This is a genomic window from Paraburkholderia unamae (assembly GCF_003096875.1).
GTDB classification, from domain to species: domain Bacteria; phylum Pseudomonadota; class Gammaproteobacteria; order Burkholderiales; family Burkholderiaceae; genus Paraburkholderia; species Paraburkholderia unamae.
The window spans coordinates 40,225-58,564 of sequence record NZ_QEOB01000036.1 but is presented as its reverse complement, the minus strand read 5'-3'; the positions used below and the strand labels follow the sequence as shown (position 1 = coordinate 58,564).

The 18,340-nt window shown below is 62.7% G+C and carries 19 protein-coding genes; 5 read left to right on the top strand and 14 right to left on the bottom strand.

Features of this window, described 5'->3' with window-relative positions; genetic code table 11:
• Positions 1-28: 28 nt before the first annotated feature.
• The 9 genes from C7402_RS41920 to C7402_RS41885 form a co-directional block, all read right to left on the bottom strand.
• The gene (locus C7402_RS41920) at positions 29-1,420 is read right to left on the bottom strand and encodes a TadA family conjugal transfer-associated ATPase (RefSeq protein WP_116614752.1); all 1,392 of its coding nucleotides are present in this window, start codon (positions 1,418-1,420) and stop codon (positions 29-31) included.
• Positions 1,421-1,432: 12 nt separating this feature from the next.
• Positions 1,433-2,641 (bottom strand): CpaE/TadZ family protein, encoded by a 1,209-nt coding sequence (locus C7402_RS41915; RefSeq protein WP_116614751.1) that lies wholly within the window; start codon positions 2,639-2,641, stop codon positions 1,433-1,435.
• Positions 2,642-2,695: 54 nt separating this feature from the next.
• On the bottom strand, positions 2,696-3,004 hold the full coding sequence (locus C7402_RS41910) for a hypothetical protein (RefSeq protein WP_116614750.1): 309 nt from the start codon (positions 3,002-3,004) through the stop codon (positions 2,696-2,698).
• 21 nt (positions 3,005-3,025) lie between these two features.
• Entirely contained in the window at positions 3,026-4,912 is a 1,887-nt protein-coding gene (locus C7402_RS41905; RefSeq protein ID WP_116614749.1) for a type II and III secretion system protein family protein, read from the bottom strand.
• Positions 4,913-5,017: 105 nt separating this feature from the next.
• Complete coding sequence (gene cpaB / locus C7402_RS41900) at positions 5,018-5,845, bottom strand: Flp pilus assembly protein CpaB (protein ID WP_112171533.1); 828 nt, start codon at positions 5,843-5,845, stop codon at positions 5,018-5,020.
• 68 nt (positions 5,846-5,913) lie between these two features.
• Positions 5,914-6,459, bottom strand: coding sequence for an A24 family peptidase (locus C7402_RS41895; RefSeq protein ID WP_112171827.1), 546 nt, complete (start codon positions 6,457-6,459; stop codon positions 5,914-5,916).
• A 24-nt stretch (positions 6,460-6,483) separates the two neighbouring features.
• The gene (locus C7402_RS46610) at positions 6,484-6,696 is read right to left on the bottom strand and encodes a hypothetical protein (RefSeq protein WP_133254640.1); all 213 of its coding nucleotides are present in this window, start codon (positions 6,694-6,696) and stop codon (positions 6,484-6,486) included.
• Positions 6,697-6,772: 76 nt separating this feature from the next.
• Complete coding sequence (locus C7402_RS41890; RefSeq protein ID WP_224038531.1) at positions 6,773-7,012, bottom strand: Flp family type IVb pilin; 240 nt, start codon at positions 7,010-7,012, stop codon at positions 6,773-6,775.
• A 77-nt stretch (positions 7,013-7,089) separates the two neighbouring features.
• Positions 7,090-7,260, bottom strand: coding sequence for a Flp family type IVb pilin (locus tag C7402_RS41885; RefSeq protein WP_112171531.1), 171 nt, complete (start codon positions 7,258-7,260; stop codon positions 7,090-7,092).
• 796 nt (positions 7,261-8,056) lie between these two features.
• Here C7402_RS41885 and C7402_RS41880 point away from each other — a divergent pair.
• The 4 genes from C7402_RS41880 to C7402_RS41865 all read left to right on the top strand — a co-directional run bounded on the left by C7402_RS41880 (position 8,057) and on the right by C7402_RS41865 (position 12,427).
• Positions 8,057-9,259, top strand: coding sequence for a glycosyltransferase family 87 protein (locus tag C7402_RS41880; protein ID WP_244315064.1), 1,203 nt, complete (start codon positions 8,057-8,059; stop codon positions 9,257-9,259).
• A complete protein-coding gene (locus C7402_RS41875; protein WP_244315063.1) occupies positions 9,256-10,527 on the top strand; it encodes a glycosyltransferase family 87 protein in 1,272 nt (423 codons plus the stop codon). Before C7402_RS41880 ends, C7402_RS41875 begins: the two co-directional genes overlap by 4 nt.
• Before the next feature lie 19 nt (positions 10,528-10,546).
• Positions 10,547-11,635 carry a glycosyltransferase family 2 protein gene (locus C7402_RS41870; protein ID WP_116614747.1) on the top strand — a complete coding sequence of 363 codons (1,089 nt, stop codon included), beginning with the start codon at positions 10,547-10,549 and terminating at the stop codon, positions 11,633-11,635.
• Positions 11,636-11,713: 78 nt separating this feature from the next.
• Positions 11,714-12,427 (top strand): class I SAM-dependent methyltransferase, encoded by a 714-nt coding sequence (locus tag C7402_RS41865; RefSeq protein WP_116614746.1) that lies wholly within the window; start codon positions 11,714-11,716, stop codon positions 12,425-12,427.
• Positions 12,428-12,606: 179 nt separating this feature from the next.
• On the opposite strand, the gene C7402_RS41860 is transcribed toward C7402_RS41865, so the two are convergent.
• Positions 12,607-12,966, bottom strand: a complete 360-nt coding sequence (locus C7402_RS41860; RefSeq protein WP_116614745.1) for a GtrA family protein — start codon at positions 12,964-12,966, stop codon at positions 12,607-12,609.
• Positions 12,967-13,385: 419 nt separating this feature from the next.
• Here C7402_RS41860 and C7402_RS41855 point away from each other — a divergent pair, with 419 nt between their 5' ends.
• The gene (locus C7402_RS41855; protein ID WP_116614771.1) at positions 13,386-14,333 is read left to right on the top strand and encodes a GlxA family transcriptional regulator; all 948 of its coding nucleotides are present in this window, start codon (positions 13,386-13,388) and stop codon (positions 14,331-14,333) included.
• Between the two features lie 92 nt (positions 14,334-14,425).
• On the opposite strand, the gene C7402_RS41850 is transcribed toward C7402_RS41855, so the two are convergent.
• From C7402_RS41850 to C7402_RS41835, 4 genes are all read right to left on the bottom strand, one after another.
• Positions 14,426-14,908, bottom strand: coding sequence for a YybH family protein (locus C7402_RS41850; protein WP_116614744.1), 483 nt, complete (start codon positions 14,906-14,908; stop codon positions 14,426-14,428).
• Between the two features lie 127 nt (positions 14,909-15,035).
• Positions 15,036-15,890: a DJ-1/PfpI family protein gene (locus tag C7402_RS41845; RefSeq protein ID WP_116614743.1), complete on the bottom strand. Its 855-nt coding sequence runs from the start codon at positions 15,888-15,890 to the stop codon at positions 15,036-15,038.
• A gap of 161 nt (positions 15,891-16,051) precedes the next feature.
• On the bottom strand, positions 16,052-16,798 hold the full coding sequence (locus tag C7402_RS41840) for an SDR family oxidoreductase (protein WP_116614742.1): 747 nt from the start codon (positions 16,796-16,798) through the stop codon (positions 16,052-16,054).
• Positions 16,799-17,081: 283 nt separating this feature from the next.
• Positions 17,082-18,332 (bottom strand): MFS transporter, encoded by a 1,251-nt coding sequence (locus C7402_RS41835; protein ID WP_116614741.1) that lies wholly within the window; start codon positions 18,330-18,332, stop codon positions 17,082-17,084.
• Positions 18,333-18,340 lie beyond the last annotated feature (8 nt).

Here is an 18,340-nt window from a genome sequence, read left to right as displayed (position 1 = left end):
ACCCTCGGCAACAACATCAATGGCAACATCAGGTCGCTTCGTAACGCCGGCCCGGATCGAAAAGCGCGTCCGGCACGTTCACGCCGAATGCCGCGAACCGCTCGCAGAACTTCGGCCGCACGCCCGTTGCGCAAAAATGACCGCGCACGTTGCCGTTCGAGTCCATCCCCGTGCGCTTGAAAGTGAAGATCTCTTGCATGTTGATCATGTCGCCTTCCATGCCGGTCAGCTCCGAAATGCTCACGATCTTGCGGCGGCCGTCGGTCAGGCGCGCGGCTTGCACGACCACCGAGATCGCGGACGAGATCTGATGGCGCATCGTGCGCGGCGGCAACGCAAGGCCGCCCAGGCTGATCATGTTCTCCAGACGCGTGAGCGCGTCGCGCGGCGTGTTGGCGTGGATCGTCGCGAGCGAGCCTTCGTGGCCGGTGTTCATCGCGTTGAGCATGTCGAGCGCTTCCGCGCCGCGGACTTCGCCGAGGATGATGCGGTCGGGGCGCATCCGCAGCGCATTGCGCACGAGCGCGCGCTGGGTGATCTCGCCTTTGCCTTCGATGTTGGGCGGACGCGTCTCGAGCCGCAACACGTGATCCTGACGAAGCTGAAGCTCGGCGGCGTCCTCGATCGTGACGATGCGCTCGTCGTTCGGAATGAAACCCGAGAGCACGTTCAGCATGGTCGTCTTGCCGCTGCCCGTGCCGCCCGAAACGAGAATGTTGACCTTGGCCCGCGCGAGGCCTTCGAGCACCTGCGCCATGGGCGGCGTGAGCGTTTGCAGCTCGATCAGATCCGAAACCTTCAACGGCGAGACCGCGAACCGCCGGATCGACACGAGCGGCCCGTCCACCGCGGAAGGCGGAATGATGGCGTTCACGCGCGAGCCGTCAGGCAGGCGCGCATCCACCATCGGGCTCGATTCGTCGATGCGCCGCCCGACCCGCGAGACGATCTTCTCGATCACCTTCATGAGATGGGCGTCGTCGTAGAAGTTGACGTCGGTGAGTTCGAGCTTGCCGCGGCGCTCCACGTAAGTCTGACACCACGTGTTCACGAGAATGTCCGAGACCGTGGGGTCGCGCAGCAGCGGCTCGAGCGGGCCAAAACCGAACATCTCGTCGTACACGTCGATGGCCAGTTGTTTGCGCTCGATATCGTTTGCAAGCGCCTTTTGTTCTTCGAGTATGCGGCCCACGAGCGCGTTGATCTCGCCGCGGATCTGCTCCTGCGGCATGCGCGAAAGCCGCTCCAGCTCCACGCGTTCGAGCACCGCATGATGCATGTCGTACTTCAGCTTCTGGTACGCCTCGGTCTTCACCCGGGCCGGCGCCGCGGCGGCGGCCGTTGCGGGGCCGCCCGCGTCGGTGCGCTCGACGATCGTCGGCTCGAGACGCTGTGCAAAGATCTGCTCACGAAGAGACATGTTTTTTCTCCTTTACATCAAGCCGAGTTTGGCCGGCGTCTGGCGGCCGAGCATGCGCGCGAACACGGATTCGCCCTTGCCCCGTGCTGTCTCGCCGCTGGCGTTCGGAGGCGCCACGCTCGCCGCCAGCGTGCGCAGAGCGCGCGTCACCGCGCTGCCAGGCGCCGCGACGGCAATCGGCACACCTTGATTGACCGCCTCCGCAACGGCGCGCGCGTCGTCGGGAATGACAAGCAACGGCTTCATGCCGAGCACGCTGTCGGCGGCCTCGCGCATGAGCTCGCCGTGACGCGTCTGCCGGTTCAGCAGCAGGCGCATGCGCTCCGGCCCATAGCCGAGCGACTGCAAGATCTCCAGGAGGCGGCGGCCAGCATGAAGATGAGGCATGCTCGCCTGCAAGACGATGTGAATCTCGTCGCTGCGATCGAGCGCGAGCATGGAAAGCGGATTGATCGTCTGGCCGAGATCGAGGATCACGCAGTCGTAACGCGGCGTCGCGACGCCGAGCACCCATTCGAGCCGGTCCTGACGCATCTCGCCCGCCTTGATCGGATCGCCCGCGCCCGCGAGGATGTCGAAGTTCTCGGCCACATGCATCACGCTCGCGTCGAAGAACGCAACGTCCATGCGGTCCACTTCGGCGCAGAGCTGGGGCAAGGTCGAAGGCGGCGTATCCGCCGTCACGAGAAACGCCGCGTCCGCGTAGAGCTGATTCAGGTCGATCAGCAGCACGCGGCGGCTCTGCGTCTGCGAGACGATATGCGCCACGTTCGCCGCGATGAAGCTCGTGCCCACGCCGCCCTTGCACGACATGAACGAGACAATGCGCGACGCACGCGTGCTGCCTTGCGCACGCTGGCCGATCGCGCGCTGCAACGCCTCGCCTATCGCGCGGCCGTCCTGCGGCCCCGTGACCACGTCGCGAAAGCCCGCGCGCATCGCCGCGATGAGCTCGTCGGGCGACGCCTCGGGAATCAGCAGCACGCACATGAGCCGCTCGCAGCGCCGGCACAGCTCGCTCACGGCGGGCAACTGCGCTTCCTGCAACCCTCGCGCATCGACGATCAGGACATCGAAGGCGTCGAGCGTGTCGCCGCGCTCGACGAGATCGAACGGTGTGCCTACGCTACGCGTCGTGCGGTACGGGCCGCATCCCGCGATCGTGCGCATGATCTGCGCAAGCCGCTCTGCGTCTGTCGAGGTAATGAGTATGTCGATCATGATCGTAGGTCCCCGCTGTTGTTCCCTTCCCCGGACGGTTGCTCGTGACGCCGCTCACTGGCCGCCGCCGCCACCACCGCCGCTCACGCCGATCGTGTAGGGGCTCGACGCGGTCGGCGGCTGCTGGAACGACTTGTCGTAGAGGTCCATCGCCGATGCCGCCGACTTGCCGTCCACGCCCTGCTGCGCGGCGCCGTGCTTGCCCGCATCCGGGTCGATGATTTGCGCCTGCATCGAATAACGCACGGCTTGTCCGAAGTGCGCATCCCAGATCGGCGTGCTGGTCATGCAGCCGCCAAGCGCCGCGCCGAGCGGGGCGATCAACAGGAACCGGCGAACGCTTGCAAAGTTTTCGAGTTTCATTTTGGCCTCCTGATCGCCGGGTCAATGAGCGGGGGATTCGTTCGACGCGATCCGTGCCGCCTCGCGCTCGATGCGCTGCGCACGCGCCGCGGTGTCGGCACCGGGTTCAGGCACGAGCGCCTGCGCGTTCACCTGCTGCACGGGTACGGGCTGCACGAGCGCTTCAGCGGGCGGCGGCCCCGCTGGCGCCGGCGCTGCCTCGCGCCTGGAGGAGACCTGCGGCGCGGGCAGCGCGGCGGGCGTCTGCGGTGCGGCCGGCATGGCGGGCACAGCGGGCGCATCGCCAGGTGCGGCGGGTGCAGCGGGCGCGCCAGGTACGGCTTGCGTGCCGGCCGGTGCGGGCGGCGGTGCGAAACGTCCCTGGTCGCGATTGGCGCGGCCTTCCATGTTGCCCGTCGCGTACACATCGGCTTCGTGGACCTGCGAGAAGCTGTCCGTGGGCAACTGGAGTTGCGCGACGTCCGCCACCGGCTTCACGAGATGCGGCGTGATGATGAAGATCAGCTCCGAGCGGTCCTGCTGGAACGAAGTGCTTCTGAGCAGCGCGCCCAGCACCGGAACCTCACCGAGGCCCGGCACGGCTTTGAGCGAGCCGGTAATGTTGTTGTTGATGAGCCCGCCGATCGCGAACGACTCGCCATCGTGCATCTGGACCGTGGTGGAAGCGCGCCGCGTCGTGATGAGCGGCAGGATGCTCACGCCGCTGACGTTCGACGCGCTCAGCGTGACGCCGGTGGGCGACAGCTCCGAGACCTCCGGCGCCACCTTCAGGTTGATGCGCCCGCCGTTGAGCACCGTAGGCGTGAACTTGAGCCCCACGCCGAACTCCTCTTCCTGAAGCGTGATCGCGGTGGCCGAGGTGCCGCCGCCGCTTTGCGGCACGGGGATGAAGATCTTGCCGCCGGCGAGGAAAGTGGCTTCCTGACCGCTGATGGTGACAAGGTTAGGCTCCGCCAGGATCTTCACGAGGTTGTCGGTCTTCTGCGCGTCGATGGCCAACTTGAGCGGATTGTTGTTCGCCTTCGAGAAACCGAATGCGCTCGATACACCCGCGAGCAGATTGCTCACGAGTGCGCCCGTCCACGATCCGAAACCGCCCTGGATATTGACCGCCGAGCCGAGCTGGTCGATCAGGGTCTTGTCGACTTCGGCGACCTTCACTTCGAGCATGACCTGCTGCGGCGAGTCCACGCCGAGCATGTTGATCACGCCGCCCGTGTGCGCGCCGTTATTGCTCTGCCCGCTCACACCGAACACCCTGGCAATCTCCACGGCCTGCTGGGCTGCCTGTGCGCTCGACACATGACCGGCAAGCACGATGTTGTCGGCCGCCGTCGATACGCGGATATCACGCTCTTGCGGCATGAGTTGCGCGAGCGCGGCCTGGAGGCCGCCTGCATCGGCGCTGACGATCACGTCGATCACCTGGCACGCGCCGCTCTTGCCCTGGATGATCATGTTGGTCGTCCCAACGGCCTGACCGACGATGTAGAGCGTTTGCGGCGACACCATGGTCGCCTGGGCGACCTCCGGATTGCCGAGGGTGCGGTTGCGCACCGGTTCGTCGATCGGCACGAGCGTCGACTTGCCAAGCGGCACGATCACGTTGCTCTCGTTACGGATGGCCCCAACGCAATTCGGTCCGCGCAGCGGTCCCGCCACGGCTTTGGGCGGCGCGCTGCTGCCTTGCGCCGGCCCCATGCTGATGGTCATTTGCATAGGGCCCTTGCCCATGGGCACCGAAGCGCCTGCGGCAGACTTGTCCTGTGCTGCGTTCCCGTTCGACTGCTGCGCCCAGCCAGGCGTCGAAGTCATCAACCCCGCGCATACCCACGCAAGCGTTGCGACGCGCCACGGACGAATGCCGTCGCGGGCCCCCGTGGACCCCACATTTACTTTGGTATCCATATCGTTATACCCCGTACTTAGCTGCGTTTTAATGGCGGCTGCGCCGCTCACGCGCCTTTAACCCGGTTGGTCGTCGCCGGATTCAGGCAACCGTGCTGCTTTCTTTCAGAAACATTCCTGACTGCCGGTCACACCCGAAAGCACGCCGATGCAGTTGCGCTTCACCGGCGCATGCCCGGCGTACTTCACACGCACCGGTTCCGGCAGCGGCACGGGCGGCGGCAGCGGCCTGCCCAGCAACGTTTCCTTGGTCACGCCGTCGGTGAGCAGCTTGTGGTCGTCCACCTGGTTGCGCAGGACAAGCGAGAGCGTGCCCACGCTGCGCGCCAGATCGAGCTTTTCCGCCTGCTCGGGCGTGACTTCGAGGGTCACCGCGTTCACCACCTTGGGTGCGGTATCGTCGCGATTGACCTGCTGCGCCACCGCCAGCACCAGAATCTTTTCGAGCACGATCTTGGAAATGCTCTGCTGCTGGTTATCGCTCTTTATCTCGGGCTCCTGCGTGTTGACGATCACGTCCACATAGTTGCCCGGCAACGCGAAGCCCGCGACGCCCACCACATCGTTGACGCGCACCGTGATCGCACGACGCCCCTCGCCGATCACGGCGGAGAGACCGCCTTTCGTGCCCACGGGCGCGAGCTTCGATTCGAGCACCGGCTCGCCGCGCGTGAGGTTCGTGCGGACCACGCGCCCGTCGAGGTCCTTGGGCGCCTTGAAGGTGCCGGGCGGCAGGCTGTCCTTCGGCCAACTGACCGTTCTGATCATCGTTTCATTGAGCGGCTGGCCGAGATTGATATCGTCGGAGGCGACGGCAACCGGCACCGTGGACCCCGACGACGTTTGCAGCAACCATTTAGAAGCGAACACCACTGCGGCCAGACCGGCCAGAATGGCAATGGCAAGCATCGCGAACGCGCGGCTGTTTTTCATGACATCCCCCGTAGACATTCCAGAAAACTCATATTCGACGGAACGACAACCCAGCTTCGTCCCGCGCTTTAGCGCACCATCGCGAACATCACTGCCACGGTGCCCGCGGCGATGGCGACACCATAGGGAATCGAACCCACCGACTCCCGCCCCGCACCCGGCGAAACACCCATCCCGCGAATGGCGCGGCAAGACCCGGTAATCAAGGCCGCGACATTTCCGGCTAGACGCATCAACCGCCCTCGCACCAGGACAATCCCTAGTGACCAGATGCCGCCGATGATGAAAGTGCTTACCGCGACATTCACAATCGCCGCGGCCCCTAGCCAGGCCCCGAGCATCATCAGCAACTTGACGTCGCCGGCGGCCATGCCGCGCAGCAGATAGAACGGCAGCAACAGGCCGAACCCGGTGAGTGCGCCGCCCAGCCAGATCGCAGCGCCCGGGAGCGCACCGTGCAGGGCGAACTGGACGGCCAGCGCCGCGACGAGTCCGAACGCGATCAGCAGGTTCGGAATCCGGCGGCTCACGATATCCGTGCTGGCCGCCAGGATGGCCAATGCCATCACGCACAGCGGCACTGGCTGCTGCGGCAACGGAACGGAATACAGCATGAGGTCCATTTGGTTGCTCCCCGGCTAATCTTGTTGCGCCATCACTTCGGCGTCTGCATGAGGGTAAATACGGAAGGCGCTCGCATTGGCAGCCCGCGCCGATACGACAACTTCACACTCAGGTGCCGCAGCGAGGCCGCATTCGGAAAACGACCCGGTGGGCTCGGCCATCACGGCGCGCGCGGCAGATAGAAGGCCATCTGCTACCAGGGCATTTCCGGATCCGGTCTCAAGCATGTCCGACTCCACGGTTCGATTCACGAGAAGCCGGGCGAGTGTGCGTGAGCTGCGAGCGCACTCGCCCGTGCACGGCTTACAGTTCACTAGCAATATCGGAAAAAATGTTCTGGAGCGACGAGCTGATCGACGTGATGCTGGCAATGAGCAGGACTGAGATCAGGCCCGCGAGAATCCCGTACTCCAAAGCGGTAATACCGTCTTCGTCGCGAATGAAGGCTTTTGCCTGAACGATGATCGGTTGCATCTTTTTCTCCCTTTGAACCAGCTCGAAGGCCGCCTGGTGTCCGGAGCTTCCCGGCGTGGTCTCAAACATCTACAGGTCGAACGTTCGTATCTGGCGAAACTGGGCGAGTGTGGCGTTCGCTGCAAACCCGCTCGCCCACGCTTCGGTTAGAGGTCGTTGGCGATATCCGAGAACACCGCCTGAAGCGCCTTGCCGATCGACGTGATGCTCGCGATGAGCAGAACCGTAATCAGCCCAGCGAGGATCCCGTACTCGAGCGCCGTGATGCCGTTTTCGTCACGAACGAAGCCCTTTGCCTTAGCGATGATGTTTTGCATTTTTGATCTCCTGGTTTTCAACATGGTTAACCCCCGTTTCCATGTGGTATTGAGGGTGGTGGGGCTACGTCACCCGGTTGAGTGCAGCAGCCTTAGCCGCAGTTCTACGCGTGGAAAACCGGGAACTTCGTGCGCTTGCTCACATGCGAAATGACTTCCTGTGTCGAACCCCTCGAAATCGGTCAAATTGACACGCCACGTGTGACCTACACCTCCAAACTCGCTGTCGAACCCCAAAAAAAGAACATGCGTTCTCCACTAATAAAAACCCTGATAGGACACCTCGCCTTCCCGACCAAAACATCTCGATTCTCATTTACACCTATATTTCTAGGCGCTTTCTTATAACAACGATGTCCACACAAGAGATGTGAGTCACCTGGTCATCAATTAACAACTGGACAAGTCAACTATCGGTAAAACATCCGGCACGAGCATTAAGCACACGCTTATGCCAACACGCTTGCATCTCCTCGTACCGCAAATTGAGTAGTTACCCGTCGATATAAACCCTGAAAAGACGCGTCAAAAGCCCCTGATTCCTCAGCACTCCCTTCATTGAAATGGGCCTTTCGCGGCGGAGTGTTCGCTCTCCAACGCTTGCAATACACTCCGCATTGCTCGATGCGCGCCGATCTCCAAATAATCCCGGCAACACGTACGGACCAACGTGCATCGCACGCGTTACGTGAACGGGGAAATAGAAATCGGCGGCAGTGCCGCCTACTGAAAATAGTCAGCGGGGGCTGAAAAAATGCATCCACTTGAGTGGAACTCCACACGCTCGCACTCGGCCGTGCCGTCCTGGCTTTCGCGCGAGCGGCTCATTCTCTACAGCACCGCAATGCTCATCGTCGACGCCGGCTTTATGGTGATCTGGGCGGTGACGACTCACGGCTTTGCCATTAGTAGCGGTGCGCTTCCGGGGGCCGACTTCGCGGCCTTCTGGTCGGCAAGCTACGCCGCGCTGCATGGGCAGGCGTCCATGGTCTTCGACTACCCGACGTTTTCCCACATTGAGGCGGCAGTCACCGGCGGCGTGCTCAGCGGCAAGTTTCTACCCTGGCTATACCCGCCGACTTTCCTGTTGTTCGTCACGCCACTCGCGCTGCTGCCGCTTGCCCTTTCCTACTTCGCCTTCATGGGCGCCAGCGCGTACGCATTCGTCGTCGCGACCTTGCGCGTTTCCGGACTCGAGAAAAGCCTGCTCGGCACGACTGCGGCGCGGTACGTCGTGCTCGCCATGCCCTGCATCATGCTTTGCGCGGTCTACGGGCAAAACGCACTGATCACTGCGGCGCTCGCCGCGTTTGCCGTCTCGTCGATCAAGCAACGCCCCGTGGTTGCCGGAATATGCATCGGATTGCTTGCGATCAAACCTCAACTTGCCATCCTGTTTCCACTCGTTCTGATTGCGACGCGTGCATGGAAAGTATTCGGCGTTGCTGCGGTGACGGCTTTGCTTTTCGCATTGGCGAGCGTGGCGCTGTATGGACTCGACTCACTTCAACTCTTCGCCGGCAACGTCCACTTGGCGCGCGAACTCGTCCTCGAGAACGCCGTGCGCTTCTGGCTCGCTTCTCCGACCGTGTTCGCCGCCCTCCGGATCACGGGCGCGTCACTGGCCGTGGCGGAACTGCTTCACGCAGCCGTTGCCCTCATCGCCGCCTGTGGCGCATACAGCGTCTGGCGCACGTCGCGTGATACGGCACTGCGCGCTGCCGCGCTCGGAACGGCCACGCTGATCGTCAACCCCTACGTTTGGCATTACGAACTGGTGTGGATCGGTATGTCCTCGGCTTGCCTTCTCGCGACCGGATTGCGTCGCGGGTGGCTGCCGGGCGAGCAGCAAGTGCTGGTGCTCGCATGGCTCCTCCCCGTGTTCGAATTCGCCAATCCGGTGATGCAACTGCCGCAAGTCGGCCCTTTGATCCTGCTGCTCATGCTGCTCGCGATCCTGCGCCGCGCACGCACCCAACAAAGGAGCGGCCGTCAATGAACCCGATAATCGTCCCCGACACGATGGGCACGAATGCGTCCGTCACCGGATGCGCGCGCCCGGCCAAAGAACGCCGCACGCACTGGTTGAGCGGCACGCGGCTGTGGATCTATCCGGTCGCCGCGCTCATCTACTACGCCGGGATGGCGCTGGCTTACGCCTATCACGTGTGGTGGCTCAAGGATCCGCAACTCGGCCCGCTGGCCGTGGATTTGCTGCCGATCTGGAGCGCGTCGCATCTAGCTTTGCAGGGACACGCCGCCGACGCTTACAACCTCGCCATCCTGAGTCCCATCGAGCAGCATGCCGCTGGTCGCGCCGTGGGTACCCTGCCGTGGCTCTACCCGCCCACCTTCTTGCTGTTCGTCTACCCGCTGGCCCTGCTGCCATTCACGCTTGCTGCGCCAATCTTCCTGTTCGGCTCGCTCGCCCTGTTCGTGAAAGTCGTCAAGACGATCGCACCGCACCCGCGCACGGCGCTAATCGCGCTGGCCTTCCCGGGTTGCGCGCTCGTGCTGACGTCCGGCCAGAACAGTTTCCTCACGGCCTCGCTGGTGGGCCTCGGGCTTGTGCTGCTGCGCCGCCGGCCGATACTCGCCGGTGTGTGCTTCGGGCTCGTCGCCATGAAGCCGCAGCTTTGTGTGCTGATTCCGCTTGCGCTTCTGGCTTCGCGCTCATGGCGCGCGCTCGGCGCGATGACGGCCGCAGTGGCGATTTCGCTGGCACTCTCGGTCGTGGCATTCGGCGGCGAAACGCTGGCCGCATTCCTGCACAACGTGGCGCTCGCCAACAGCTACGTCGAAACCGGACGGGCGCTGATGTTTCGCGTGCCCACGCCCTTCGCCGCGCTCAAGCTGCTCCATGCACCGACCACGGTTGCGGCCGCGGTGCAGGCCGTATCGGCCCTGTGCGCCGCCGCTGCCGTCTGCTACGCATGGGGCCGGCCCAGCGCCTATGGCCTGCGTGCCGCCGTACTCGTTTGCGCCAGCCTGCTCGTGAGTCCATATCTCTACGACTACGACCTCACATGGTATGGAATCCTGATTGTGTGGGTGATCCACCACGCGAGAGAACACGGTTTCCAGCGCGGACAACGCGAATGGCTGGCCGTACTCTGGCTCGCGCCCATCGCCGGGCTCACGATCGTTTCGCATCTGCACGTTCCCTTCACGCCGCTGATCTCGATGGCCACGCTCTGGATGCTGGTCACGCAGATCGCGCGTGAGCGAAACGCTCAGGCAATCATGACCAACGCGACCGCGCGTTAATAAGAGGGGGGGAAACATCATGAACAAGACCATTACCGGGGAAGCGCGCCACGCCGGATCCGCGCTCGCAAACCCCGTCGTCTCCATCATCGTGCCGTTCTACAACGAAGAGGACAGTGTCGGGGTGTTCTTCGAGCAGATCGTCGCGACGATGGAATCGATCGAATCGATCCGCTTCGAGATCGTCTGCGTCAACGACGGCAGCCGCGATACCACGCTGGACAAGCTGGTTCTTGCAAGCCAACGCGACAGTCGCATCAGGGTGATCGACCTCACGCGCAACTTTGGGAAGGAGGCCGCGCTGACCGCCGGGCTCAACGAAGCCGTCGGGGACGCGGTCATCGCCATCGACGCGGACTTGCAAGACCCGCCGTCGCTGATTCCCCGCATGATCGAGCAGTGGCGCGGCGGCGCCGAGGTCGTACTGGCGCGGCGCGCCAACCGCGCCTGCGACTCGTTTCTCAAACGCACGACGGCGGCGCTTTTCTATCGCGTGCACAACCTGCTCTCCGACGTGAAGATCCCGGAAAACGTCGGGGACTTCCGGCTCATCGATCGCAGCGTGGTCAACGCGCTGCGCCAGTTGCCGGAGCGGCACCGGTTCATGAAAGGACTGTTCGCATGGGTCGGGTTCCGCACGGTGACGCTCGACTACGAGCGTGAGCCGCGCAGCGCCGGGCATTCGAAATTCTCCGGCTGGAAACTCTGGAATTTCGCGCTCGAAGGCATCACGAGCTTCAGCACTGTGCCGCTGCGCAGCTGGACGTACATCGGCTGTGTCCTTGCCCTGCTCGCGTTCCTGTACGGCGGCTTCATCATCGCGCGCACGGTGCTCCTGGGCAATCCGGTGCCCGGCTACGCATCGATGCTTTCGGTCGTGCTTTTCATGAGCGGCATACAGCTTGTCGGCATCGGCGTGATCGGCGAGTACGTCGGACGCATCTACGACGAGTCCAAAGGCCGGCCGATCTATCTCGTGCGCCGCCGCTACGAGGTTCGCACGAAGGTCAGCACGCTTCCCATGGTGCGCGAGAGCAGCCGTCAGGCACGGACCGATGCGCCGCGGCGCACGCGCACCCCGCCGCGCTTGCGCATCGCCTCACGTTAGCGCTTGCGCATCGCCACGCGTTCAATCCAGTGCGTACGCGGCGCGCCGCATGACGTACGCCACAACAGGAGTTCGTTCATGGACCTGAAAGAGATCGATGTCCTTGGCCCGGAAGTCGGGGCGCACTGGTACTACGCGTCAAAGGCGCGGGCCATGCGCCGCTTTCTCGGCACGCCGCCGGGCACGCGCGTACTCGACGTGGGCGCGGGTTCCGGATTCTTTTCCAAATACCTGCTCGCGCATGCGGGCGCACAAGAAGCATGGTGCGTGGATATCAGCTATCCGGCTGACTCCGAAGCTCGCGAAGCGGGCAAGCCTATTCGCTACCTGCGCACCGTCGAGCCGGTCGACGCAAACCTGGTGCTGCTGATGGATGTCCTGGAGCATGTCGACGACGATGCGGGACTGCTGCGCGAGTACGCCGCCAAGGTGCCCTCTGGTGGGCGCTTTCTGATTACCGTGCCGGCGTTCCAGTGCCTCTGGAGCACACACGACACATTCCTCGGCCACAAGCGCCGCTACACGCTCGGTCAGTTGGAGAGGACCGTGCGCGGCGCCGGCCTCGAAATCGAGCACAGCGCTTATTACTTCGGCCTCGTCTTGCCGATTGCCGCGGCACTGCGTCTTGCGGAAAGAACGCACCGGCCCGCCAATGCCCCGAAGTCGCAGATGCATGCGCATCACCCGTTCGTCAATCGGGTCCTCCAGTCGCTCTGCTCGACGGAGTTGGCACTCATGCGCTTCAATCGCATAGGCGGCCTGACGATTTTCTGTGTCGCGCGCAAGCCATGAAGGCATGCTGCGCCCCACGCGGGCGCAGCGTGATGACCGGGTTTCGAAGCACGCCTGCCTGCACCGGGTATCCCCGGACAGAACCCGGCAAGGCGGCTTCGAAGCGAATTATTCGGGAAGGTACAGGGGTTTGGCTAACCGCAACTGAGATGCAGGATGGCGACATACATCGGGTGCGGCTACGCCACCCGATAAGTCCATCTGGCATGCAGAACATAAGACAGCGCCGGAATACACACGACGACAGCAACGGTAGGAAGCCAGATAGCCTGCCGGCCGCACACCCAGGGAATCGTCGCGGCTGCCAGAAAACCTGCGGCCGATACGATGGCAAAGCGCGAGAACCGCGCAACGCTCGGACGAGAGGAAAAGCTCCACAGCGTCTGCATGAGAAACGAAACGATGTTGGCGACGACGAACGCAGCAACATTCGCGATTGTCGCGTCGCGCACCAGCCAGTTGAAGACGGACCAGGCGACCGAAACGTGAACGCCGGTCGCCATGACGCCAACCATTCCAAACCTGATGATGCGCGGCATCCTCGTTGCTCCTTCATGCGCGTGACGCACCGCCCAGGTGGCACGACGCCCCTCCGTTTGGTCGGGCAGTGCTCCTCGCACGGGTCCCTCCACGCAATAGTTCGCATTTCAAAATATAGTGGATCGGCTTGCTGCGCAGCGGCTGGAAGGGGGGGGCATCGTTCGCGACCGCACACAGGCCGATCAAATTGGAAAAGCAGGAACTGGCACGGCACCATGCATTGACACAGTACAGAAAGGATCCGCTCGGAGAACATCGCGTACACCACCGCTGCCGCCGTCGGGGACCACGGCGCCCCGATCATGATCATGGTCTGCCGAAACTCTTCATTGCCGCCTCGAATGGAAAATTCGAATGGCGCTATTTGAGGGTTCTCCGTAAAATATGCCGTATCGACGATTTCAGTTGGCGATTCATCATGCACCGAGTTGGATTCTTCGTTTGCCGTGGCCATGATGCGCTGGATCTTGCGGGGCCACTCTCGACTTTTAATCAGGTGGCGACTGCCGCTGGCCGTAGCCCCTATGACCTTCACATCATCTCGCAAGCGGGAGGACCCGTTCCCGGCAACACGGGCCTGCCCATCGAAACAAAGCCGGTCGGCAGGCGCACGTTCGATACCGTGATTTTCGTAGGCGGCGATATCGAACCGATGCAGACATCGGAGAACATCGCCGCAGCGAGGAAACTGGGCGCCAGAACCACACGGGTGGCAAGCGTGTGCACGGGGGCGTTTTTGCTTGCGGAAACCGGCTTGCTGGACGGCCGCAGAGCCACGACCCACTGGCGATACGCAACTCAGTTGCAGTCGCGCTTCCCGCTGGCCAAGGTCGAGGGCGATAGTATCTATATCGCGGACGGCCACGTTTGGACATCGGCGGGCATCGCGTCCGGTATCGATCTGGCGCTCGCCATGATTGAAAAGGATATGAGCGCGGAAATTGCGCGCACGGTCTCCAGGCTCCTGGTCGTTCCGTATCGTCGGCCTGGCGGTCAGTCCCAATTCTCTGCGATGTCGCAAATGGAGCCCGAATCGGATCGTATCCGCATCGCCCTGAATTTTGCCAGGGAACATCTGGCTGAAGCGCTACCGGTCGAACGACTCGCCGACGCGGCACGATTGAGTTTGCGGCATTTTGGACGAGCCTTTCGTCGGGAAACCGGTGAGACGCCTGCCAGGGCCGTCGAGCGCTTGCGAGTGGAAGCCGCGCGATTGCGCCTTCAGGATGGGAGTGAGCCGATCGAACAGATTGCGCTAGCCGTGGGATTCACTGATTCGGAGCGCATGCGCAGGGCGTTTGTCAAACTGCATGGACATCCGCCGCAATCGATCCGACGCGCAAGCCGGCTAACCAGCGAGCGCTGATCGATCGAACGCCGACCAGCGCGCTGCCTGGTCGGCGTTCGTCCAACGTCCTATGGGGGCTTTCGATTTGGGGCGATCTATTTGCCGCCCGCTCAGTGGTCGTCAGATTTCGGCGGACCGTAGTCGTTCCACATGTCGCGATGCAACTTCCAGTTATCGCCCTGCTTCAGGAAAACGAGGGTCTGCTTACCGCGATATGTGAGCGTTCCACTATGGTCACGGACTTCCGCATCCGAAACCTCTGTCACCATCCGGTTATTGCCGTAGAACTCGTAATTGCTGAACGATACGGTATGAGGCTTTGACCCGGCATACCCGCTTGCGAAGTATTGAACGATCGCGCTGCCCCCTATGACTTTGTCGCCCCCGGGCGGCAAAAGCGCGCCGTCTTTCGTGTAGAGGCGGCCTATTGCCTCATAGTCCCCGCGTCCAAAGGCTTCCGCCCACCGTGCATTCTCGGCCTTGATGGCCGATTCGATTTGAGGCTGCGGGCCACTGGCTGTAGCTGGCGCGGCAAACGCGAAAAAGGAGAGGCAGGCTGCGAGGCCGGCAGCGAATAAACGAATCCGTCGCATCTAATGATTTCCCGTCATGGTTTGAATTGAAGGTGGCCGCGCCAACCTGGGCGGGTGGCGCAAGCCATGTCGGCCGCAGCTTCGTCGAAACCAGCGGACGTCCCGACATCCGTTGCCTGCGACCGCTTCAGCGCACGCCTGGGACGCGTGCGAGCCCCCTGGATGCGCCGGGCAATTCCTTGTCGACCATCGCGATCACCTCCGGCCGCGCGTCTCTGGGGTGACCGGAATGGAACGGCGGAGCGGGATCGTATTCGATCACAAGCTGCGTGAATTCGGCGGCCTGTTGACCGCGCATCTTCGCCGCAACACGAAGTGCGAAGTCGATACCCGCCGTCACGCCGCCGCCGCTCATGAACCGGCCGTTGTCGTCCTCTACGAAGCGATCCGGAACGCCGATCGCACCGTATTCGGACAGCTTGTTGATGAAGGCCCAATGACAGGCGCTTCGCTTGCCGTTGAGAATGCCCGTTGCGGCGAGCACGAGCGATCCGTTGCAAACCGACGTAACGTGTTTGGCGCCTTCAGCCAGACGCCGGATCTGCGCTTGATACTCCGGACGCATCGGCACCGACAGATCGGACCCGCCGGGAACCAGGATCAGGTCAGTCTGCTCGATATCGGCCAGTCGTTCGGTCTTGCCATAAACGACGCCGAATTCGAGCGTGACGTTGCCGCCATTGAGACTCGCATAGCGAACATTCGTATTCGGTAGCCGGTGAAAAATCTCGCTGGGGCCGGCGAAATCGAGAAGCGTGCCGCCGTCGTAATTCACGATCAGAATATTGAGCGGTTCATTCGGGGCGAGTTCCGCCTTACTGCCTGCCTGCGCAAGAACAGGCGTGGCGTGGCCAAGCAGCGCTCCACCGCCCAGGATGGCGCCGAGCGTGGCAACACTTCCAAACTTGAGCGCGTCGCGACGGGCGTGGCCCGCTCTGTTGAGTGGCTTGCCAGCGGCGTGATTGTTGCTATTGTCGGTCAAGAGAACTTCTCCTTGCACTTCGGCCCCTCTGCACGCGCAGTCAGGTTGGGCCAAATTAACGAGCCACCACGACGAAATGCCTGGCGGGCGCTTGATTCAAATTCGAATAAGCCGGGATGACGCGCAGCGGCTGAAAACGGCTGAAATCGGGAGCCGAAGACTCAAAGCTGCGAGGCCCCGCCATCGACAACCAGTTCGGTACCGACGACATAGGTGGATTCGTCGCTAGCGAGATAGAGCGCCGCGTAGGCAATATCCTCGGGCTTGCCCATGTGGCCCACCGGAATGGCTTCGGCAAACTCGGCCTTGCGGTCGCGTACCCACTCATCGGACATGCCCCACTTCGAGATCAGGGGCGTGTTGATCGCGCCGGGAGCGATCGCGTTGAAGCGGATTTTGCGGTCGAGAAACTCGTAGGACCAACTGCGGGCGAGCGATCGCACGGCGGCCTTCGCCGCCGCAGTCAACGAAATGCCGTGCTGGCCGGTCTGCGCGACGAACGACGTATTGAGGATGACCGACGCGCCTTCCCGCAAGTCCGGCAGCACCGCTTGAAGGGTGAACACCACGCCTTTGACGTTGATGTCCATGATCTCGCTATAGAGATCCTCGTTGATGTCGTTGACTGCGGACGGAAAAGCCCAACCCGCGTTGGCGAACACGATGTCCAGACCGCCGAACTGCTCTTTCAACTCGGCGGCAATCGCCCGCATGTCCTTGAGCGAGCGGACATCGCCCTTGAGAACGAGCGCATTCTCGCCTAGCTCCGCCTTCACACGTTCAAACGCGGATTCATCGCGGCCAGTCACCGCCACTCGGGCGCCTTCCGCGATGAAGAGCCTGGCAGTGGCAAGACCGATGCCACTCGTGCCGCCCGTGATCAACGCCGACTTATTTTTGAGCCTCATCTGTAGGTTCCTTTCTGTGCTTCGTATTGGTCAATGCCAAACATTCAAAGCGCAACCGCGCTTGCCTCAACTCGATTTCGTGGGCAAATTATGGAACGTACGGGAGATGACGCAAAGGACGTATAACCCTCAAAAAAAGCCACCGGGTTTCCGGCTGGTGGTTTCTGGCGAAACGAGCGTGCGTTTCACAAATATACGGACTACTATTCGTTATTTGGGAACGACTGGAAAATAGCGAAGTGGTTTAATCCCATGCCGTTACCCAAACAAGAGCGGAAGCGTCCTAGAAATGAACGCCATGACCGGCTTCAACGCCGCGACGGGCAGCGTCAACCTTAACGCGAAGCGCAATCACCAGAGCCGCAAGCAGCATCACGACGCCTGCGGTAATGAAAACCCCTGTGACACCGCCAAAGCCGAAAACCACGCCGCCCACAGCGGCACCGGCTGCGATGGATGATTGCACCGCTGCCACGACCATCCCGCCTGCGCTTTCCGCCTGATCGGGTACCGCGGGTGCCACCCAGTTGGACCACGCCACAGGCACGCCGCCGAACGCCGCCCCCCAAAGCACCACCAGCACCATTAACCCGGTTATTTGAACCGGGAGTGCCACCATGCCCAGCGCCGCCACGCCAACCAGCGCGGGCATCACGACGAGGGTCGCGTGCAGGCTGCGCTCCATCAGCCAACCCGCCATTAGCGTCCCGACGAAGTTGGCGATACCAAATCCCAGCAGCATCAAGGCCAATCCGTCGGCATCAACGTGCACCAGGCTTTCCAGGGCGGGCCGGATGTAGGTGAACAGCGCATATTGACCGGTGTGCGCCAGCACGCAACCGAGCATCCCAATGCCGATTCCAGGCCGGCGCAGCAACTCGAGGACCGATGCGGTTCGTGCCACGTTGCGCGGCGCCATTCGCGGCAGTGTGAACCACTGGAACGCCAACGTCACCAGGCCAACCGCCGCGGCGGCAATGAAGGCGCTGCGCCATCCATACAGACCACCCAGATAGCTTCCCAGTGGAACCGCTACGACGGCGCCCACCGCGATGCCGCTGAAGATAATCGACAACGCGCGTGGCACCGATTTCGCCGGCACGAGGCGCATCGCCACCGCCGCGGCCATACTCCAGAATCCGCCTATGGCGACGCCAAGCAGAACCCGCATTGTCAATAGCACCGCCAGGCTGGACGACAGGGCGACCAGCAGGTTGGAAGCGATCATCAGCGCGGTAAAGCCCAGCAGGACGATGCGGCGATCAAGCCGGCGCGTGAGGCGCGGCACGAGCAACCCGGAAAACAGTGCGGTCACGGCGGTTACCGTGACGGCCTGACCCGTCAATGCTTCCGACACCCCCAGCCCGGCGGCCATGGGCGTCAGGAGGCTGGCCGGAAGGTATTCCGCCGTTAATAGCCCGAACACCCCCATCGTCAGCGAAAACACCGCCATCCAGGCCGCCGATGAAGGCTCCACGTCCGGCCCGGCCCCTGACTGCGCGTCTTGCGCAGCTTCATAAACACGATCACTCATCACAGAAA